Source organism: Acinetobacter sp. ANC 4204 (assembly GCF_002135205.1).
In the GTDB taxonomy this organism is placed as follows: domain Bacteria; phylum Pseudomonadota; class Gammaproteobacteria; order Pseudomonadales; family Moraxellaceae; genus Acinetobacter.
In genome coordinates, this window is sequence record NZ_NEFZ01000002.1 from 66,279 (window position 1) to 84,910 (window position 18,632).

The 18,632-nt window shown below is 41.6% G+C and carries 12 protein-coding genes; 8 read left to right on the forward strand and 4 right to left on the reverse strand.

Annotation, left to right across the window (positions count from 1 at the left end; translation table 11 throughout):
- The first annotated feature begins 202 nt into the window (after window positions 1-202).
- The 6 genes from ahcY (at window position 203) to B9T36_RS04235 (ending at window position 10,150) form a co-directional block, all read left to right on the forward strand.
- On the forward strand, window positions 203-1,585 hold the full coding sequence (gene ahcY / locus B9T36_RS04210; RefSeq protein ID WP_086208321.1) for an adenosylhomocysteinase: 1,383 nt from the start codon (window positions 203-205) through the stop codon (window positions 1,583-1,585).
- 184 nt (window positions 1,586-1,769) lie between these two features.
- Entirely contained in the window at window positions 1,770-2,606 is an 837-nt protein-coding gene (gene metF, locus B9T36_RS04215) for a methylenetetrahydrofolate reductase [NAD(P)H] (RefSeq protein WP_086208322.1), read from the forward strand.
- Between the two features lie 40 nt (window positions 2,607-2,646).
- On the forward strand, window positions 2,647-3,381 hold the full coding sequence (locus tag B9T36_RS04220; RefSeq protein WP_086208323.1) for a 16S rRNA (uracil(1498)-N(3))-methyltransferase: 735 nt from the start codon (window positions 2,647-2,649) through the stop codon (window positions 3,379-3,381).
- Between the two features lie 165 nt (window positions 3,382-3,546).
- Window positions 3,547-6,423, forward strand: coding sequence for an EAL domain-containing protein (locus B9T36_RS04225; RefSeq protein WP_086208324.1), 2,877 nt, complete (start codon window positions 3,547-3,549; stop codon window positions 6,421-6,423).
- A 140-nt stretch (window positions 6,424-6,563) separates the two neighbouring features.
- The gene (locus tag B9T36_RS04230; RefSeq protein ID WP_086208872.1) at window positions 6,564-8,843 is read left to right on the forward strand and encodes an NADP-dependent malic enzyme; all 2,280 of its coding nucleotides are present in this window, start codon (window positions 6,564-6,566) and stop codon (window positions 8,841-8,843) included.
- An 83-nt stretch (window positions 8,844-8,926) separates the two neighbouring features.
- Window positions 8,927-10,150 (forward strand): multifunctional CCA addition/repair protein, encoded by a 1,224-nt coding sequence (locus B9T36_RS04235; protein ID WP_086208325.1) that lies wholly within the window; start codon window positions 8,927-8,929, stop codon window positions 10,148-10,150.
- A gap of 55 nt (window positions 10,151-10,205) precedes the next feature.
- Here the strand turns inward: B9T36_RS04235 and epmA are convergent, their stop codons facing one another.
- On the reverse strand, window positions 10,206-11,189 hold the full coding sequence (gene epmA / locus B9T36_RS04240) for an EF-P lysine aminoacylase EpmA (RefSeq protein WP_086208326.1): 984 nt from the start codon (window positions 11,187-11,189) through the stop codon (window positions 10,206-10,208).
- Window positions 11,186-12,253 carry a 4-phosphoerythronate dehydrogenase gene (locus B9T36_RS04245; RefSeq protein WP_086208327.1) on the reverse strand — a complete coding sequence of 356 codons (1,068 nt, stop codon included), beginning with the start codon at window positions 12,251-12,253 and terminating at the stop codon, window positions 11,186-11,188. The genes epmA and B9T36_RS04245 overlap by 4 nt, the downstream gene beginning before the upstream one ends.
- Before the next feature lie 339 nt (window positions 12,254-12,592).
- Here B9T36_RS04245 and B9T36_RS04250 point away from each other — a divergent pair, with 339 nt between their 5' ends.
- Complete coding sequence (locus tag B9T36_RS04250; protein WP_086208328.1) at window positions 12,593-13,858, forward strand: anaerobic sulfatase maturase; 1,266 nt, start codon at window positions 12,593-12,595, stop codon at window positions 13,856-13,858.
- A gap of 133 nt (window positions 13,859-13,991) precedes the next feature.
- The gene (locus B9T36_RS04255) at window positions 13,992-15,542 is read left to right on the forward strand and encodes an arylsulfatase (protein WP_086208329.1); all 1,551 of its coding nucleotides are present in this window, start codon (window positions 13,992-13,994) and stop codon (window positions 15,540-15,542) included.
- A 114-nt stretch (window positions 15,543-15,656) separates the two neighbouring features.
- On the opposite strand, the gene B9T36_RS04260 is transcribed toward B9T36_RS04255, so the two are convergent.
- Both B9T36_RS04260 and B9T36_RS04265 read right to left on the reverse strand, forming a co-directional pair.
- Window positions 15,657-16,826, reverse strand: a complete 1,170-nt coding sequence (locus B9T36_RS04260) for an OmpP1/FadL family transporter (protein ID WP_086208330.1) — start codon at window positions 16,824-16,826, stop codon at window positions 15,657-15,659.
- A 119-nt stretch (window positions 16,827-16,945) separates the two neighbouring features.
- Window positions 16,946-18,580 carry an arylsulfatase gene (locus tag B9T36_RS04265; RefSeq protein ID WP_213033316.1) on the reverse strand — a complete coding sequence of 545 codons (1,635 nt, stop codon included), beginning with the start codon at window positions 18,578-18,580 and terminating at the stop codon, window positions 16,946-16,948.
- Window positions 18,581-18,632 lie beyond the last annotated feature (52 nt).

The following is an 18,632-nucleotide window of genomic DNA, read 5'->3' on the forward strand; positions in this document are numbered from 1 at the left end:
ATACGGTTTTATAATGTACAAATAGCAATTGGAACTCAAGTGATTTCCAAGTACAATACTTCGCTAGTCGAGGGATGCTGCGACTTTTTCACAGGTACATAAATGTGAAATCGCTAGGCTCGACGATCCGGTTCAAATCCCTTTTGAATCAACAACGGCATCCGCGAACTGAATGATCAATTTTTTATATTAGGAGATCGTGATGAACGCGGTTACTGCTTCATTTACAGATTACAAAGTTGCTGATATTTCACTCGCTGACTACGGCCGTAAAGAAATCAAACTTGCTGAAGCAGAAATGCCAGCACTTATGGGCCTACGTAAGCGCTATGCTGCTGCAAAACCACTTGCTGGCGCAAAAATCCTTGGTTGTATCCACATGACCATTCAAACTGCGGTTCTTATTGAAACTCTAGTTGAATTAGGTGCAGAAGTTCGTTGGACATCTTGTAACATCTTCTCTACTCAAGACCATGCTGCTGCGGCAATTGCGGCTTCTGGTGTTCCAGTATTTGCTTGGAAAGGCGAAACTGAAGAAGAATATGTATGGTGTTTAGAACAACAAATCAATGTGAATGGTACGCCTTGGGATGCCAACATGATTTTGGATGATGGCGGTGACTTAACTGCTCTTATTCATGAAAAATATCCAAATGTATTGGCTAAAATTCACGGTATTACTGAAGAAACCACCACAGGTGTTCAACGTCTACTTGAAATGTGGAAAGACGGTTCTCTTAAAGTTCCTGCGATCAACGTCAACGATTCAGTAACGAAATCTAAAAACGACAACAAATACGGTTGCCGCCACTCACTAAACGATGCAATTAAACGTGGTACAGATATGCTTTTATCTGGCCGTCGTGCACTTGTCATCGGTTACGGTGACGTAGGTAAAGGTTCTGCTCAATCTCTTCGTCAAGAAGGCATGATTGTACGTGTAACTGAAGTTGATCCAATCTGTGCAATGCAAGCATGCATGGACGGCTTTGAGGTTGTTGCTCCGTACAAAAACGGCGTTCAAACGGGTAAAAAAGAAGACATCAACCTTGACCTTCTTCAAAATACTGACTTGATCGTAACGACAACGGGTAACTACCACGTATGTGACGCGGCAATGTTAGATACATTAAAAGCAGGCGCAGTAGTGTGTAACATCGGTCACTTTGATACTGAAATCGACACCAACTACTTACGTGGTTACAAATGGGTTGAAGTGAAGCCACAAGTACACCAAGTATATCGTTCTGAAAATGACAGCGATTACTTAATCCTGCTTTCTGAAGGTCGTTTAGTAAACCTTGGTAACGCAACTGGTCACCCATCACGTGTTATGGATGGTTCTTTTGCTAACCAAGTCTTAGGTCAAATGCACTTATTCGCGGAAAAATTTGCGGATCTTGCAGAAGATCAAAAACAAGCAGCAATCCGTGTAGAACTCCTTCCTAAGAAATTAGATGAAGAAGTTGCTGCGGCAATGGTTGCAGGTTTTGGCGGTGCGTTAACAACTTTGACTCAAGTACAAGCAGATTACTTAGGTGTTCAAGTTGAAGGCCCATTCAAATCAGACGCTTATAAATACTAAGTTTTATATTTCCCCTCATCCTAGCCTTCTCCCAATGAGAGAAGGGACTTTTCATTATTAATTCAATTTATAGTGAAAGTCCCCCTCTCCTGTAAAGCGAGTTTTAAGCACTGCTTTAAAGCTACGCGCAAGAGTGGGCTAGGAAGAGGTCTAAATAAAAAGCATTTATAAAAAGGATTTGAACATGTCGAAACACATTCCTATTTCTTTTGAGTTTTTCCCGACCAAAACGGATGCGGGCGCAGAGAAGCTCAAAGTCGTACATCAAGAACTACAACTCTTAAATCCAGAGTTTTTCTCAATTACTTATGGTGCAGGCGGTTCAACTCGTGAACGTACCTTAGCAGCCATTGCTGAATTTAATGGTAAAGGCACACCTGTTGCCCCTCACCTGTCTTGTATTGGTGATGACAAAGCACGTATTGCTGAGTTACTCGACATTTATAAAGATCAAGGTATTGACCGTATTGTCGCGTTGCGCGGTGACTTGCCTTCAGGTCAAGTTGGCCTAGGCGAATTGCCTTATGCTTCGGATTTGGTACGTTTTATTCGTGAACATTCGGCCGATCATTTCAAAATTGAGGTTGCTGCGTATCCTGAAATGCACCCTCAAGCAGATAGCTTTGACCAAGACATTCAACGCTTTTGCGACAAAGCCAATGCTGGTGCGAATGCCGCACTGACTCAGTTCTTCTTTAATCCAGATGCCTACTTCTACTTTGTAGATCGCATTCAAAAAGAAGGCGTGAATATTCCTGTAGCACCAGGCATTATGCCAATTATCAATGCCAGCAACTTAATTCGCTTTGCAGATGGTACAGGCGCTGAGATTCCACGTTGGATTCGTAAGCAACTGGCAACCTATGGTGACGATACCGCAAGCATTAAAGCATTTGGTCATGAAGTGGTTGTAAAACTATGTGAACGCTTAATTGCTGGTGGTGCACCAAGTTTGCATTTCTACACCATGAACACCACTGATCCTACCCGTCAACTTGTACTAGACCTCGGTTTAGCATAAGGATTTAAACCAGATTCACCCTATTTGAGAGTAAAACCGAATGCCTCGTTTTTTTATGGAAGCAGAACTCAATGTTGATCACACTGTCGAACTGACTGAAACGGTGTTTCATCATTGGGTCAAAGTTTTACGCGCTCAAGTCGGTGAAACGGCTACCTTGTTTAATGGACAAGGTGGCGAGTATGAAGTGACCTTAAGTGACGTTGCCAAAAAGTCAGCCTCAGTTCGGGTCACTGCTTTCAACCCAACCAATCGCACACCTGCGTTCAAAACTTTACTCGGTCAGGTCATGAGTAAAGGTGACCGTATGGACTATGTCATTCAAAAAGCGGTTGAATTGGGCGTTTCGGAGATTCAACTCTTAACATCTGAACGTTGCGAAATGCGTTTGAAATATGATCGTGACCAAAAGAAGATTGATCATTGGCAAGGTATTGCCATAGCGGCTTGTGAACAATGTGGCATGAACCTTGTTCCCACTATTCATGCTCCGGTCGGCTTAGAAAAATGGCTCGCGACAGAGTTACCAACAACTCGACTTGTGCTTGCACCAAACAAAGAAGAACTCGACGTTTTGGCAGAAGCGACCCCGAACATTGCGTTACTGATTGGCCCTGAAGGTGGTTTAAGTGAGGCTGAAATTACGACAGCCAATGACCACGGATTTATAAACTGGTGTATAGGCGAACGGGTGTTACGTACAGAGACTGCGCCAGTTGTCGCTTTAGCGATTCTAAATTACAAATTTAGTGATTTAAATCACATAAACGGTTGAGTCATCCTTTAGTTCTGTTAATATATTGCTTATTATGTACAACAATATTACCCTTGACTTATATCAAAACATAACTTGAGTTTATTTTTGTACTGTGTTTTTTTAACTTGAAAAACTCACAACTGAACATTTTTAGGTCATAAAAAAAATAAGGTTTCGCGATTCATGCCAGATATTTCTACAGAAAATCTTGATCGGCACTTGCAGACTGCGCAGATATCGCACTCCATTAGCCATATTCGTTTTCTTATTAGTAGCTTACTGATTCTTAATTTTTATATTTTCTGTACATATCACTATAATTTTTCTCAAGATTCTTTTTATTTTAACCTTTGGTTTTTCATTTCTGAGTTTATTTTGAGTATTTTATGGGTGATTAGCACAGTCTATTTCAAGCCAAGTAACTATTCAACTCATCCTGCACATCGTTGGATTCAAGGTGTTTGCTTAACCGTCGGCTGTCTAGTTGCGACTGGTGTTGTATGTATTTATTATTATCTACCCCAACAATCAGGTGATTTTAGTTTTGTTGACGCATTGGTTTTATCTGCACTTTTGGTCATTGTTACACAAACAGTCTGCTTAACCTATTTAACCCAGCGAATTAATTATTTCTGTCTAGTCTTTATTCCATCAATTACGCCCTATATCTTCTCTCAATTCATTTACTTTGATAACAATCACAATATTTTTCACCTTACCGTCAATTTTATTTTGATTGTGATATTACTCTGTGCCAATGCAACAAATCGTATCAATCAGCATTCCTCGCGCCTCTCTATTAAAAACCGCGAACTGAAAAAAGAAGCTGAAATGCAAGTGGCATGGACCGATGATCTTTGTAAACAATTACAAACAGAAGTGAATAAATCCAAGGAAATAGAGCAACAACTGCAACTGAATAATCAGTTACTGGAACAAAAAGTACGTGAGCGTACTTTTGACATAAATGAAATCAATAAAGATTTAAAAAACAAACAAGAAAACCTTTCTCTTGCACATAAAATTGCAGGTATTCGCCCTTGGGATTGGAATATTAAAGATCGTTTGATTTCACTAACCAATCACAAACAAGAAAAAGTCGTTAAAAACTCCACAGAACATCAAAACCAACTACAGTTTTTGATTCATCCAGATGACATTACATTATTTAAGTCGTCTATGAAAAGTCATTTACGGGGTCATTCAGATCGCTATGAAGCCACTTACCGTGTGCAACATAACAATGGGAAATGGTATTGGGTACATGACACTGGTCGTGTCATTTCCCGAGATCCTATGACACAAAAGCCTTTACAAATGGTGGGTATTCGACGTGATATTCAACATGAAAAAAGTAATCAGGAACGTTTACGACTCGCAGCAAGCGTACTTGAACAAGCAGAACAAGGTATTTTCATTCTTGATGAAGACCTGCGTTATATCGACGTAAACCCATTCTTTGAGCGTCTCACTGGGTTTAATGCCGCGCACATAAATGGTAAACATCTATTTGATATTGTGGCCAACTATAAGTCACATCAACGCACCACTCACAACCAAATCATTGCTCAGCTTTTGAAAAAAGGTGAATACGATGGTGAACTAGACGAAAAGTTTCTTTCAGGCAAAGAACTGTGTATTTGGATGCATCTAAATGCCATCACTGATGATCAAGATCGTGTGACCCATTATATTGGGATTGTGTCTGATTTAACTGAGCGTAAACTGCAAGAACAACGCCTTTCTTATTTAGAAAACTACGACACATTAACGGACTTACCTAACCGTTTTTATTATAACTATCAACTGCATCAGTATCTCGTCTCTCAAAAAGACAGTATTAAACAACTGGCAATTATTCGTCTCAATATTGACCGTTTCCGACCATTGAATGAGTTTTTAAGCAACAATGGTGGAGATGAATTACTCCGTCAAGTTGCACAACGCCTTCGTTTAACCAATGCAGAAGCTCTAGTTGTTGCTCACTTAAACGGCGATGATTTTGCTATTGTCTATGAAATTTCACATATTCGGCCATCTATTCAACAGCATATTGAGCGAATTCATAAAGCGTTTAGCTTACCTTTTGACATCTTTGGTCAGGAACATATCATTACGCTTTCAATGGGAATTTCTCAATACCCTGAACACGGTCGCCAACTTGACTACTTAAATAACTGTGCAGAACAAGCATTGACCGAGGCAAAACGCCTTGGTGGCAATACAACCAAGTTTTATACTTTGAGTAATACAGTTGCTTTAGAAGAAGGGATTTATTTAGAACGTGATTTAAGGCTGGCAATACAAAACAATGAGTTGGTAGTCTATTATCAACCAAAAATCAATTTTCACGATCAAAAAATTTATGGTTTTGAAGCGCTAGTACGTTGGAATCATCCATCCAAAGGTATAGTTCCCCCTGGACTGTTCATTCCTATGGCGGAAAAAACCAGTCTGATTTCGGATATTGGGCGCATTGTCATCCTACAAACCGCAAAACAGATTCAAGAATGGAATAAACTTGGTTTCGAGGACATTTGTGTCTCTGTCAATGTGGTTGCACAACAGTTACAACGTGGTCAACTTCTCAAAGATTTGGATGAAGCGCTTCACCTTTATGGAATCAAAGGCAGTAGCCTAGAGTTAGAAATAACCGAATCCACCTTAGTAGAAAACTCTGTTGAAGTTAAAAATTTACTTGAGACCATCAAATCACGTGGCATCCACATTTCTTTGGATGATTTCGGTACTGGCTACTCATCCCTGTCCTATCTGACTGACTTCCCAATCGACACTTTAAAAATTGATCGCACATTTATTTCAAAAATTGGGCACAGCAAACAAGAAGCGATTGTCAGTGCCATGATTGCAATGGGGAAAGCCATGGGCATGACTGTCGTAGCTGAAGGTATCGAAACTGAGCAGCAACTAAACTACTTACAAAACCTTGAATGCGATATCGCTCAAGGTTACTTATTTTCCAAACCACTTGCCCAGCGTGACGCAACTCAGTATCTCAAAGATAACCTCGAACTGCCCGCTTATACATACTTAATATAAATCAGGTGGTTTTAGCTCTAAGTTTGACTTAAAAAGCATCAGCTATCACTGGGATATGCCAGCAACTAATGGTATATTCGGTCTTGTCTACTAAAAAACCACCAGCTCCGCTGGCTAACCCACGCTACAAAGAGATTCAGATGGACGATCAATCATTAAAACAGCAAGCTTTGTATTATCACGAATTTCCAACTCCAGGGAAAATCAGCGTTACACCAAGCAAGCAGCTGGTCAACCAACGTGACTTAGCTTTAGCTTATTCACCAGGTGTTGCTGCACCATGTTTAGAGATTGAACGCGACCCGTCTACTGCTGCGCTTTACACAGCGCGTGGTAACTTAGTTGCTGTGGTCAGTAACGGTACAGCCGTACTTGGCCTAGGCAACATTGGTCCTTTAGCGTCTAAACCTGTTATGGAAGGTAAAGGCGTACTGTTTAAGAAATTTGCTGGTGTTGACGTTTTTGACATCGAAATTGCAGAAAATGATCCTGACAAAATCGTGGACATTGTTGCTGCATTAGAACCGACTTTTGGCGGTATTAACCTTGAAGATATCAAGGCGCCAGAGTGTTTCTATATCGAGCAAAAACTACGTGAACGCATGAACATTCCTGTGTTCCACGACGACCAACATGGTACTTCTATTATTGTTGGTTCTGCTTTGCTGAACGCTTTACAGTTAAATGGCAAAAAAATTGAGGAAATCAAGATCGTTGCTTCAGGCGCAGGCGCTGCTGCATTGTCTTGTTTAGATCTTCTTTGTGCAATTGGTGCGAAGAAAGAAAATATTATTGTAGCTGACTCTCGCGGTCTGCTTACCACTAAGCGTGAAGGCTTAGACGAGTCTAAAAAGCGTTATGTACAAGACATCGACGGCACTCAACTGGCTGACGTGATTGCAGACGCAGACATGTTCCTTGGGTTATCTGCTGCAGGTATCTTAACCAAAGAAATGGTTAAGCTCATGGCAAAAGATCCAATTATCTTTGCACTTGCAAACCCAGATCCAGAAATTCTACCTGAACATGCTCACGAAGTTCGTGATGATGTCATCATGGCAACAGGTCGTTCAGACTATCCAAACCAAGTAAATAACGCACTTTGCTTCCCTTACATTTTCCGTGGTGCCCTTGATGTAGGTGCAACGACGATTAATGAAGAGATGAAAATCGCGTGTGTATATGCGATTGCGCGTATGGCACACATTGAAGCAGATGCGGCATCTTATGGTGAAAAATCAGCATCATTTGGTCGTGACTACCTTATTCCACGTCCACTCGATCAACGTCTGATTTTGGAAATTGCACCAGCTGTTGCACAAGCAGCAATGGACTCTGGTGTGGCTGATCGCCCAATTCAAGACTTCTCTGCTTACCGTCAACGTCTGTCTGAGTTTGTTTACAACTCTGCGTTCATGATGAAGCCTATTTTTGCTCAGGCAAAATCTGACCCAAAACGTATTGCTTATGCAGAAGGTGAAGACCTACGTGTACTTCGTGCAGTACAAATTGCAGTTGATGAAGATCTTGCAAAACCAATTTTAGTCGGTCGTACGGCAGTTATTGAAGCGAACATCAAAAAGTTAGGCTTACGTCTTGAACATGGTGTGAACATCACGATTGTGGATCAAGAAAAAAATCCTGACTACGAACTGTTTGCAGATGACTACTACACACTCATGCAGCGTAAAGGTGTAACACCTGAATATGCGCAACGTGAAGCACGTCGTCGTTCAACCTTGATCGCGTCGATGTTGGTGAAACATGGTAAAGCAGACGGTATGTTATGTGGTACATATTCAAGCTACGACATTCACTTAGATTTCGTTAAAAACATCATTGGTAAAAAAGAAGGTCACAACTCTTTCTTTACGCTGAATGCTTTAATGCTTGAAGACCGTAACCTGTTCATTGCTGACACTTACATCAATCGTAATCCAACGGCTGAACAGCTGGCTGAAATGACTATTTTAGCTGCTGAAGAAGTGCGCCGTTTTGGCATGACACCACGTGTTGCGCTACTTTCTCACTCAAGCTTCGGTTCAGATCAAACTGATGCAAGCGCACAAAAAATGCGTAAAGTGTTTGAGATTTTAACGCAAATTGCGCCAGAACTTGAAGTTGAAGGTGAAATGCATGCAGACGCAGCATTGGATGAAAACATCCGTAGCTTTGCATACTCAAACTCACGCTTCAAAGGTTCTGCGAACCTACTGATCATGCCGAACTTGGATGCAGCCAACATTTCATTTAACCTGTTAAAAGCAACTTCAGGCAATAATGTTACTATTGGTCCTATCCTATTAGGTGCAGCTAAGCCAGTTCATATTTTGACACCGACAGCAACAACACGTCGTTTGGTCAACATGACAGCGCTGACTGTAGCCGAAGTTCAAGAAGCTGAGAAAAACGCTATCTAATCACTTGTTGAGATAGTCTCGTCTTGTGACTTGAGAAAACCTCTATTCTGTAGCATGATGGCTGCAAGAATAGAGGTTTTTTCATGCAAGTTTATTTAGTAGGCGGTGCGGTCCGAGATCAGCTTCTGGGTCATCCCTATCACGAAAAAGATTATGTAGTTGTCGGTGCAACGCCTGAACAACTGCTTGCCCAAGGTTTCCAACCTGTAGGTAAAGATTTTCCTGTTTTTTTACATCCTGAAACCAAAGATGAATATGCGCTTGCCCGTACTGAACGTAAGTCAGGACAGGGATATCATGGCTTTGAGTTTTATACCGATAGTTCCGTCACCCTAGAACAAGATTTAATTCGACGCGACCTTACCATTAATGCCATCGCTATGGATGATGACGGCACACTATATGACCCCTATGGCGGTCAGCGAGACCTAGAACGACGTATTTTACGGCATGTTTCCGATGCTTTTGTAGAAGACCCACTGCGCGTCCTACGTATTGCTCGATTTGCGGCACGTTATAAAACCCTAGGATTTATAGTGGCAGAGGAAACGTTGGCACTGATGCAACAACTCGCAAACTCGGGCGAACTTGAGGCGCTAACACCTGAACGCGTTTGGAAAGAAACCTCCCGCGCCCTAATGGAAGATCATGCTGATGAATACTTTGAAGTGCTACGTCGCTGTGGTGCTTTAAAAGTACTTTTTCCAGAAATCGAGGCACTTTACGGTATTCCGCAGCGCCCTGAATATCACCCTGAAATTGACTGTGGCATCCACACCATGATGTCATTACAACAGGCGTGCCGCGCCAACTATGCACTAGATGTTCGTTTTGCTGTTCTCGTACATGACTTAGGTAAAGCCTTAACACCTGTGGATGAATTACCACGTCATATCATGCATGAAGAACGTGGGGTTAAACCTGTGACTGAAGTGTGCGAGCGTCTAAAAGTCCCAACACAGATGAAACAACTTGCAATTACGGTCTGCAAAGAACATTTGAAATGTCATCAAGCCCTCACCTTAAAACCAGGGACTTTATGGCGCTTACTGCAACGCTTAGATGTATTGCGTCGTCCTGAACGGGTTGAAGCCTTTGTGCAGGCCTGTGAATGCGACTCACGTGGTCGTTTAGGACTTGAAGATCGTGAATACCCGCAGTCTCAATATGTTTTAAAAGCGATGGAGGTTGTGCGAAATATTAAAGCTCAAGATCTGCCTGCAGATATCGAAGGCCCTGATATTGGTGAAATGCTGATTGAACGTCGCATACATGCCATTGGCGTGCTGAAAACTCAATACAGTTGAATCTTTATAAACAAAAAAATAAAGCGCCCTATTTGGCGCTTTATTTTCATTTCACTTAAGAAATGGATGCGGGAAAAGTAATTACTTTTTCCAACCGCATCTGTTCAGTTGCAACCATTAACAAACGATCCACACCTAAAGCAATACCTGCACATGCGGTCATTTGAGGCAAAGCAGCCAATAAAAATTCATCAATCGGCATCACATATAAGCCTAACTTTTCCCGTTCGGCGTTATCAGCTGCAAAGCGTGAACGTAACACGTCAGCATCAATCAACTCATCATAAGCATTGGCGAGCTCTAAACCCTCGATGTACAACTCAAAACGTGCTGCAACTAGCTCACCGTCTTCATCTGTTTTGGTTTTGGCAAGTGAAGCAAGTTCTGGCGGAAAGTCAGTTAAAAATACTGGGGTATCAAAACCTAAGCTTGGCTCTACAAAATGCGAAAAGAGTAAATCAATATAACCCAATCGGTCATCACCCAAGTCCAAATTTAAACCCACGCGATTGCAGCAGTCTTTTAGCTCTTTCAAACTAGCTAGCAGTGGGTTCAAATCCAAACGATCCATAAATGCATGTTTATAGCTTAAAATGGTTGGACGAACTTCACCAAAACGCTGCTTTAATGTGACATTCAATAAATCGGTCACTTCAAACATCAAATCCTTCAAACTAAAATTCGGTCTGTACCATTCCAACATGGTAAATTCACTATTGTGTTTTCGTCCATGTTCATCATCACGGAAAACCTTACAGACTTGATAAATCGGCCCACTGCCACTGGCGAGTAAGCGCTTCATCGCAAACTCAGGTGACGTCTGTAAATAATGCGTTTGCTGCGAGCCTTGTACATGGCGCTGCGCTTGAATGGAAGCCAAATGTACATCCGTCACACCAGCCTGAGATAAAATCGGTGTTTCAACTTCAAGTACTTCTCGTTCAGCAAAAAACTGACGAATTTGGCTGTACATTTGTGCGCGAGCACGCATGGCTTTTAAATCACAAGTTGGCTGATAATGGATCACGTCCTGACTCATGCCTTTGGCCCCCCATGTGCAGCCCATTCACGGCGTAACGGATAAGTCTTTCTTAAATGGTCAAAGGCTTTCTGGTCAATCATTCCCTCTTTTAAACAAGCACGTAAAGCGTGGTCATCTCGTAAAATTGGATAGATTTCATTTAAATGCTGTTGCAGTGTAGATTTCAAATCTTGCCTTTCAAAATACTGAGCACACACAGGCAACTGCGACTCGAAACTTTTATGTGCTTCAAACTGAAAGGTTTTACAAAAGGCGTCATAGATCATTTGTGTACCACGCGCTTTACCTTCTAAGCTATAACCTGCAATGTGTGGTGTCACTAGACTAACAGCATTTAGTACCTGCTCAGAAATCACTGGCTCATGCTCAAAGACATCTAATACCACTTTACGCTGTGTTTTTTCGATGTCAGCTAATAAAGCCTGCTCTTCAACAACAGACCCACGCGCAGAGTTGATTAGGATCGCTCTAGGCTTCATTGCAGCTAAAGCATCCGTATTAATTAAATGATGTGTCGGGTGCCGCCCTGCTTTCGTGAGTGGAACATGCAATGAAATGGCATCGGCAGTGTTTAATAGCGTGTTTAAATCGACCTGCTGAATCACATCTTGCTGTACAAAAGGATCATAGCCGATCACATTCCAACCCAATAGTTTGGCCATATAGGCTAAGCGAGAACCTACATTTCCTAGACCAATAATCCCCAAAGTAAAACGTTCATTAGCATCTATAAAAGCTGGGTTCAAATGCAGTAAAGCGGTAATCACATATTCAGCCACCGCCTGTGCATTACAGCCTGCAGCATTTGCCCAGTGGATATTCTGTTTTTCAATGGCTTCAATATCTAAATGGTCTGTGCCAATCGTTGCACTACCGATATATTCAAGCGCTGTATTATCAATTAAAGCTGGGTTAACTTGTGTCACAGAACGAACCAATAATGCCTTCGCCTCTACAACATCGGCATGGGTCAAAGTACGCCCTGCTTTCTGTTCGACTTCACCAAATTCAGCAAAAAAATAATCGGTAAATGCGAGATTTTCATCTGCCACGATTTTCATAATCTATTCCAACGCTTTGTTAGCGCTATGATACCCCTTGAGTGAGTACAACACTATGTTGCCTTATCGTTCATTAAGTTAAAAACCTAAATATTCCACACTTATTTTTAAAAAATAAAAGACATAATAGTTTTATGGAATTGCCTTTTTCATTTATTCTCTATTAGAATAAGTGAAATAACTATTCAGCATGAATGATTAAAAAATTCACTCAGTATATTGAACGATAAAGTGCCATGCTGCATAAGCCTATGCATTGCATCTTTAAGTATTGATTGAGAATAAACGATTAAGATAAAAACAATATTTAACTAAAAACGATAAGGGGACTTAAACGCCATGCAGCGAATTCCAACTCTAAATGAATCCCCACCACTTAAAACGGCCCAACTGATGGGAAAAGTTTACCGATATCATGTCATGATCAAACCTTCGGGTGCGCAGTGTAATTTAGACTGTAGTTATTGCTTCTATTTACATAAGCAAGACATGCTATACCAACCTAAAACACCCCGCATGACAGAGTCTCTTCTTGAACTGCACATTAAACAATACATCGAGTCTCAAACCGCAGATGAAGTTGTGTTTAGTTGGCAAGGGGGCGAGCCTACTCTTATGGGTTTGGAATTTTTTGAACGAGTGGTTGAGCTACAACGAAAATATCAAAAAGCCAATCAACGTATCGAAAATGACTTACAGACCAATGGCACTTTACTCGATGAAGACTGGTGTGCATTTCTCAAACGGAATAATTTTTTAGTCGGTTTATCCATTGATGGCCCTGCCGAGTTTCATGATAAACATCGTTATAACAAAGGTGGAAAGCCGACCCATAGCAAAGTCATGCAGGCAGTGAAACTTCTGCATCTCTACCAAATTCCTTTCAATGCACTTTGTGTCGTCAACCGTGATAATGCAAAGCGTCCAATCGACGTATATCGTTTTCTCCGCGATCAAGTCCAACCCCGTATGATCCAGTTTATACCTGGGATGGAAAGTGCACAGTTTCAGCAAACAGCTCCAGGTTATTGGAATCCAGATGACTTACCCACTTTAGGCAGTTCTGCAACACAACCTGGGACAGCTGATTCCGTCGTTACAGACTGGTCGATTGCAGCCGATGATTGGGGTTACTTTCTTTCTCGGGTATGGGGAGAATGGTTACAAAAAGACTTTGGTAAGGTCTTTGTCGATCAATTTGAAAATATCGTTTCGATGATGTTTGGCTATGGTGCTCAAAAATGTGTATCAGGACAAATTTGTGGTAAAGCGCTAGCTATAGAACATAATGGTGACTTATTTTCCTGCGACCACTTTGTCTATCCTGAATATAAACTGGGAAATATTCAGGACTTTCATCAAGGTGATCTGGTCTTTTCTGAAAAGCAAAAACAGTTTTCTTTTTCAAAGTACAAATCACTGCCTAAATATTGTATAAAATGTCCATATTTGCAGTATTGTTGGGGTGACTGCCCCAAAGATCGTTTTTTGAAAACACCTGATGGTGAAGCAGGCTTACATTACCTCTGCTCAGGTCTAAAAAAATTTTTTCACACCGCAACTTCATCTAAGCATGATATTGCGAAACGTTTGCAATCACATTAAAAAAAATCCTTTTAACATAACTATAAATTTTTATTTTTAGAACAACCGTAAAAACATCGCTAAGTTCGTTAAGGCGGACTGAGTGAAAAAAAATCTCTATTGCTTCATAACAATCCTAACAAGGAGAAATAACATGCGGAAGAGTTTCATTACGCGCTCAGTGACTCTCGTCGGGGGAGCATTACTTTCGGCTACTACTTTGGCAAAGCCTCCTAATATTTTAATTATTTTTCCAGATGATGTGGGATGGGAAAATATCAGTGCTTATGGTCAAGGTGTCATGGGTTATACCACGCCTAATATTGACCGAATTGCCAAAGAAGGTGTGATGTTCACCGATCATTATGCCCAACCCAGTTCGACAGCAGGACGTGCAGCGCTGATCACAGGCCAATACCCAATTCGTTCAGGCATGACCACAGTAGGACGCCCGGGCTCACCACTGGGTCTAAAAGCAGCTTCTCCAACCTTGGCTGAAGTACTCAAACCTTTGGGTTATATGAATGGTCAATTTGGTAAAAACCATTTGGGTGACCGAAATGAAAACTTACCGACCGTACATGGTTTCGATGAATTCTTTGGCAACCTCTACCACTTAAATACTGAGGATGAACCAGAGCAATACGATTATCCAAAAGATCCCGAGTTTAAGAAAAAATACGGTACTCGCGGTGTTTTACATTGTTATTCATCGACTAAAGCAGACAACACCAATGATCCACGTTTCGGCAAAGTCGGCAAACAAACCTGTAAAGACACAGGAGCTTTAACCCGTAAACGTATGGAAACGGTGGATGATGAATTTATCGCAGCCAGTCTAGACTTTATGAAGCGTAGTAAAGACGCAGATAAACCATTCTTTGTTTGGCTCAACCCAAGTCGTATGCATTTATATACTCATTTGCGTGATTCCCATCGTTACTTGGCAGCACCTTATACTACTGAGCATGATCTCTATGGTAGTGGCATAATGGAGCATGATATGCAAGTTGGTAAACTACTAGATGATATGAAAGCCATGGGAGTCTTGGACAACACCATTATTGTTTATTCAACAGATAACGGCCCTGAGCATAGTGCAAAAACCCATGGTGGAACAACGCCTTTTCGTGGTGAAAAAATGACGACCTACGAAGGGGGGGTGCGTGTACCTATGATGGTACGCTGGCCGGGACATATTCCTGCTGGTCAAGTCAAAAATGGTATTCAAGCCCATATGGATATCTTTACTACTTTAGCAGCGGCAGCAGGTAACCCCAATGTCGTCGATGACATGAAAACCAAACGTAAACAATATATTGATGGAGTAAATAACCTCGACTATTGGCTAGGTAAAACAAAGGAGAGTAAACGCGATAACTTTCTGTATTATCACGAGTCAACCCTACGTGCAATTCGCTATAACCAATGGAAAGTCCATTTTGAGACTAGCGAAAACTATTACGACCAATATCAAAAACAAAAATTTCCAATCATCTATAATATCCGTATGGATCCATTTGAGTCTTTTGATAACATTAGAGACCGTTCTGACGTGATTCAACGTAAAGGCTGGGTTAATGAGCCTGTTCAACACATGATTCAAGAACACATGAAATCTTTGCAGGACTATCCACCCGTACAAAAAGCAGCAACCTATGATTTTAGTGAAATCATCAAACAGTTGCAGGCAGGTCAAGAATAATCCCGAATTAACACAAATAAAAAAAAGTCGGATCTATTGACCCGACTTTTTTACTATGGAGACTTATTCAAAAACCTGGCTGCGGGCACAAGCAGACACCCAAATGCACTCATTTTATTTAGCAGAATAAGACAGCTTCATGCCTACGATATAACCTGTATTGTCTTTAAAATCACCCACTATACGACGGTCAGATGTTTCACCTTTGGCATCACCAAACCACATATAACGACCACCGACACTAAATGCGAGTTTTTCATTAAAGTTATATTTTGCTGCCAAACCCGCGCCCCAATATCCATCCACAGGCCCTAAAGTCGGTGCTGGATCACCCGCGCCTGAATCCCATAAACCAGAAACCGCAATGGCAAGCTTCGGAGCCAAACGTTTCCCCAGCCCAATTTCAACTGCTGTTTGATCGTCAGAATAATCCACTAAAGGTAAACCTTTGCTCAAAGCAGCCACGGTCGATGCTTTTAAAATAGGTGGATAATAGGCAAAGTTACTCCACGGCACATAGCGTACTTTTGCAAACACAGCAGTGGTCATATTCAATCCTGCTTGCATGTTTAAATTGACAGACTCAGGGGTAGTAATACTGCCTTGATTATAATGTGAATAATCCATACCCAATTTATCAGCCAATGGCACATCTTCCTGAATTGTTGTCTTATGCTCAATTTCAGAACGATAAGTAAGTGAGGCTAAAATGCCCTTTTCAGGCTTGGCATAACTGAAACCAGCCACCCAACCGACAGCCATATCATCAAAGCTGTTGTTATAACCACTATTGGCAGCATAGGTTAAACCACGTAAATGTACATTAGCTTCAATCTCTTGCAGTGCAGGTCCAGCATAAATCATGACATTTTTATTCAGGTTATAGCCCAATAATGCAGTGATATTTTTCGATTGCACATCGACACGGGTTTTAGCATCTGCTGCTGGTCGGTCTGTTGCAATGAAGTTATTTGTACCATCAAACTTCACTTTCGCGCCGAATGGTTCGTCATAAATGACCGCTAAACGTAAACTCGGGGTTAAATCTGTCTTTACTGCATAATTCAGAGATTGATAATCTTCCGCCATGTCAGAAAGAGAATGCCCGCTTGAATCGTCACCTGTCACATCAGGTGAAATATGGGTGTAGCCTACTTCTGCATAAGTTCCCTGTTCAAAAAGCGCATCAATTTGTTGTGGGGAACGCTCTAAACCTGCGGCATAGGCTTGACTTGCCAATACAGACAATATTGCAGTTATGAGATACTTTTGATTCGATTTCATGTCTAATCCTTTAGTGAAAATTTAAGCCAGTGACTACGTTTCATTCCGCTGAAAAGCAGTCACGGTGAGTGATTGCATCGCTTTTTGTTCTAGTGAATAGAATCGTTGCTCAAACTGAATTAAGGCACACCCAAACCAATGTCTTTGGCTGGATATTTCTGAAAGGTGCTCATGTGATAACGCACCAAATTCAGTGCACGTGGATAACCCCATTCAAAACCATGATGGCTTGGAATTTGCTCTTTGGGGTCAAGGTATAAGTTGTATGCCCACGGTGCCGGGTTGGCGACTGACAACAAAGTACTATCAATATTTTTACGTGGCGAAGTAGTATCCATCACTTTGAAATGCACTTTAAACTCATTCCAACGCAGTGATGTGAACTGATTGCCTGAATAGAAGTATGAAGTTTCACGGTTTGACTCACCGTCATCAGCCAGTAGGAAACTGGTTTGGTCGATACCATCAAAGTAACGATCTTTCGGGATTTGATTTGTTTGCCCACCTAGTGCAACGGATGTGTTAAATAAGTCAAGAATGTCAAAAATACCGTCACTAACACGTCCCTCTTTGATCATGCCTGACCAGTACGCAATACCCGGTACACGAATTCCCCCTTCCCATGTGGTACCTTTCCCCCCTTTCCATGGATGAAACCCAGAATCTGGCCAAACATCTTCATTGGCTCCGTTGTCTGAGGTAAAGAACACGACTGTGTTTTCAAGCTGACCTGTATCTTTCAGCGTCTTCATAAGACGACCAACGATATCATCGACCTCAATCACCCCATCCTTATAGGGATATTTTGCAGGGCTCTTGCCTGCATAACCTGGAGCGGGATAATTATCATTATGTAATCGTGAAAATGAATGTATCAGATAAAACGGCTCATTCTTTTTACCTGCACGACGGATAAAACCATCCGAGTAATCTGCAAATTTTTGATCCATTTTGCTGATGTCATCAATAGTTTTAATCGACTGCTCAACCTTTAGCGCTCCGCCTTTGACACCACTGGTAATTTCAGGAGGCTGAATCGTGCGCATTGCTTCTAAACGCTCAGGGTCGTGGATTAAATTTGGATATAAACGTTCATCGGTCATCTCAGTTAAGTTCGATACCACTTGCAAGAAACCGAAGTATTCGTCATAACCATTTTGCTGTGGGTAAGCTCCATCAATTTCACCCAAATGCCATTTTCCCACCATGCCCGTGCGGTAGCCCGCTTTGTCGAGAAGACCTGCTGCTGTAACTTCACCCTCCCACGGATTTGCTTTGAGTTTTTCACCTGTCAAAATTGGACGGACCAACCCTGTACGTATTGGCAGACGACCTGTCATCATTGCAGCGCGAGAAGGCGTGCTCAGTGGTTGTGCATAGAATGAGGTAAAACGCAAACCCCCATGTGCCAATTTATCAATATTTGGTGTCGGTGCACCCACCGTTTCACCCCCACCATTCGCACCGATATCCCCCCACCCCATATCATCAACAATGAAAATCAAAATATTAGGAGTACGCCCTGTTTTTTGTTTATATGCCTCAATTTTTTTCTGGGCTACCACGCTCTGCGCAGGATGAATAATCGCAGGTTCCATATGCTCAGAACTGACTACTGCTTTCAAAAAAGGATCGTTCGCAATCGTCTTCCCTGTTTGATACGTTTTCGCAGATGCAGCATGTACTGTTGTTATTGCTACCGACAATAAGCTAGTGCCGATAGATAAACACAGCTTAGACTTCATGATACGCATGGTATCCTCCTTGACCGTTTTTAAGATAAAAGTATCCCTTCCGACTTTTGCC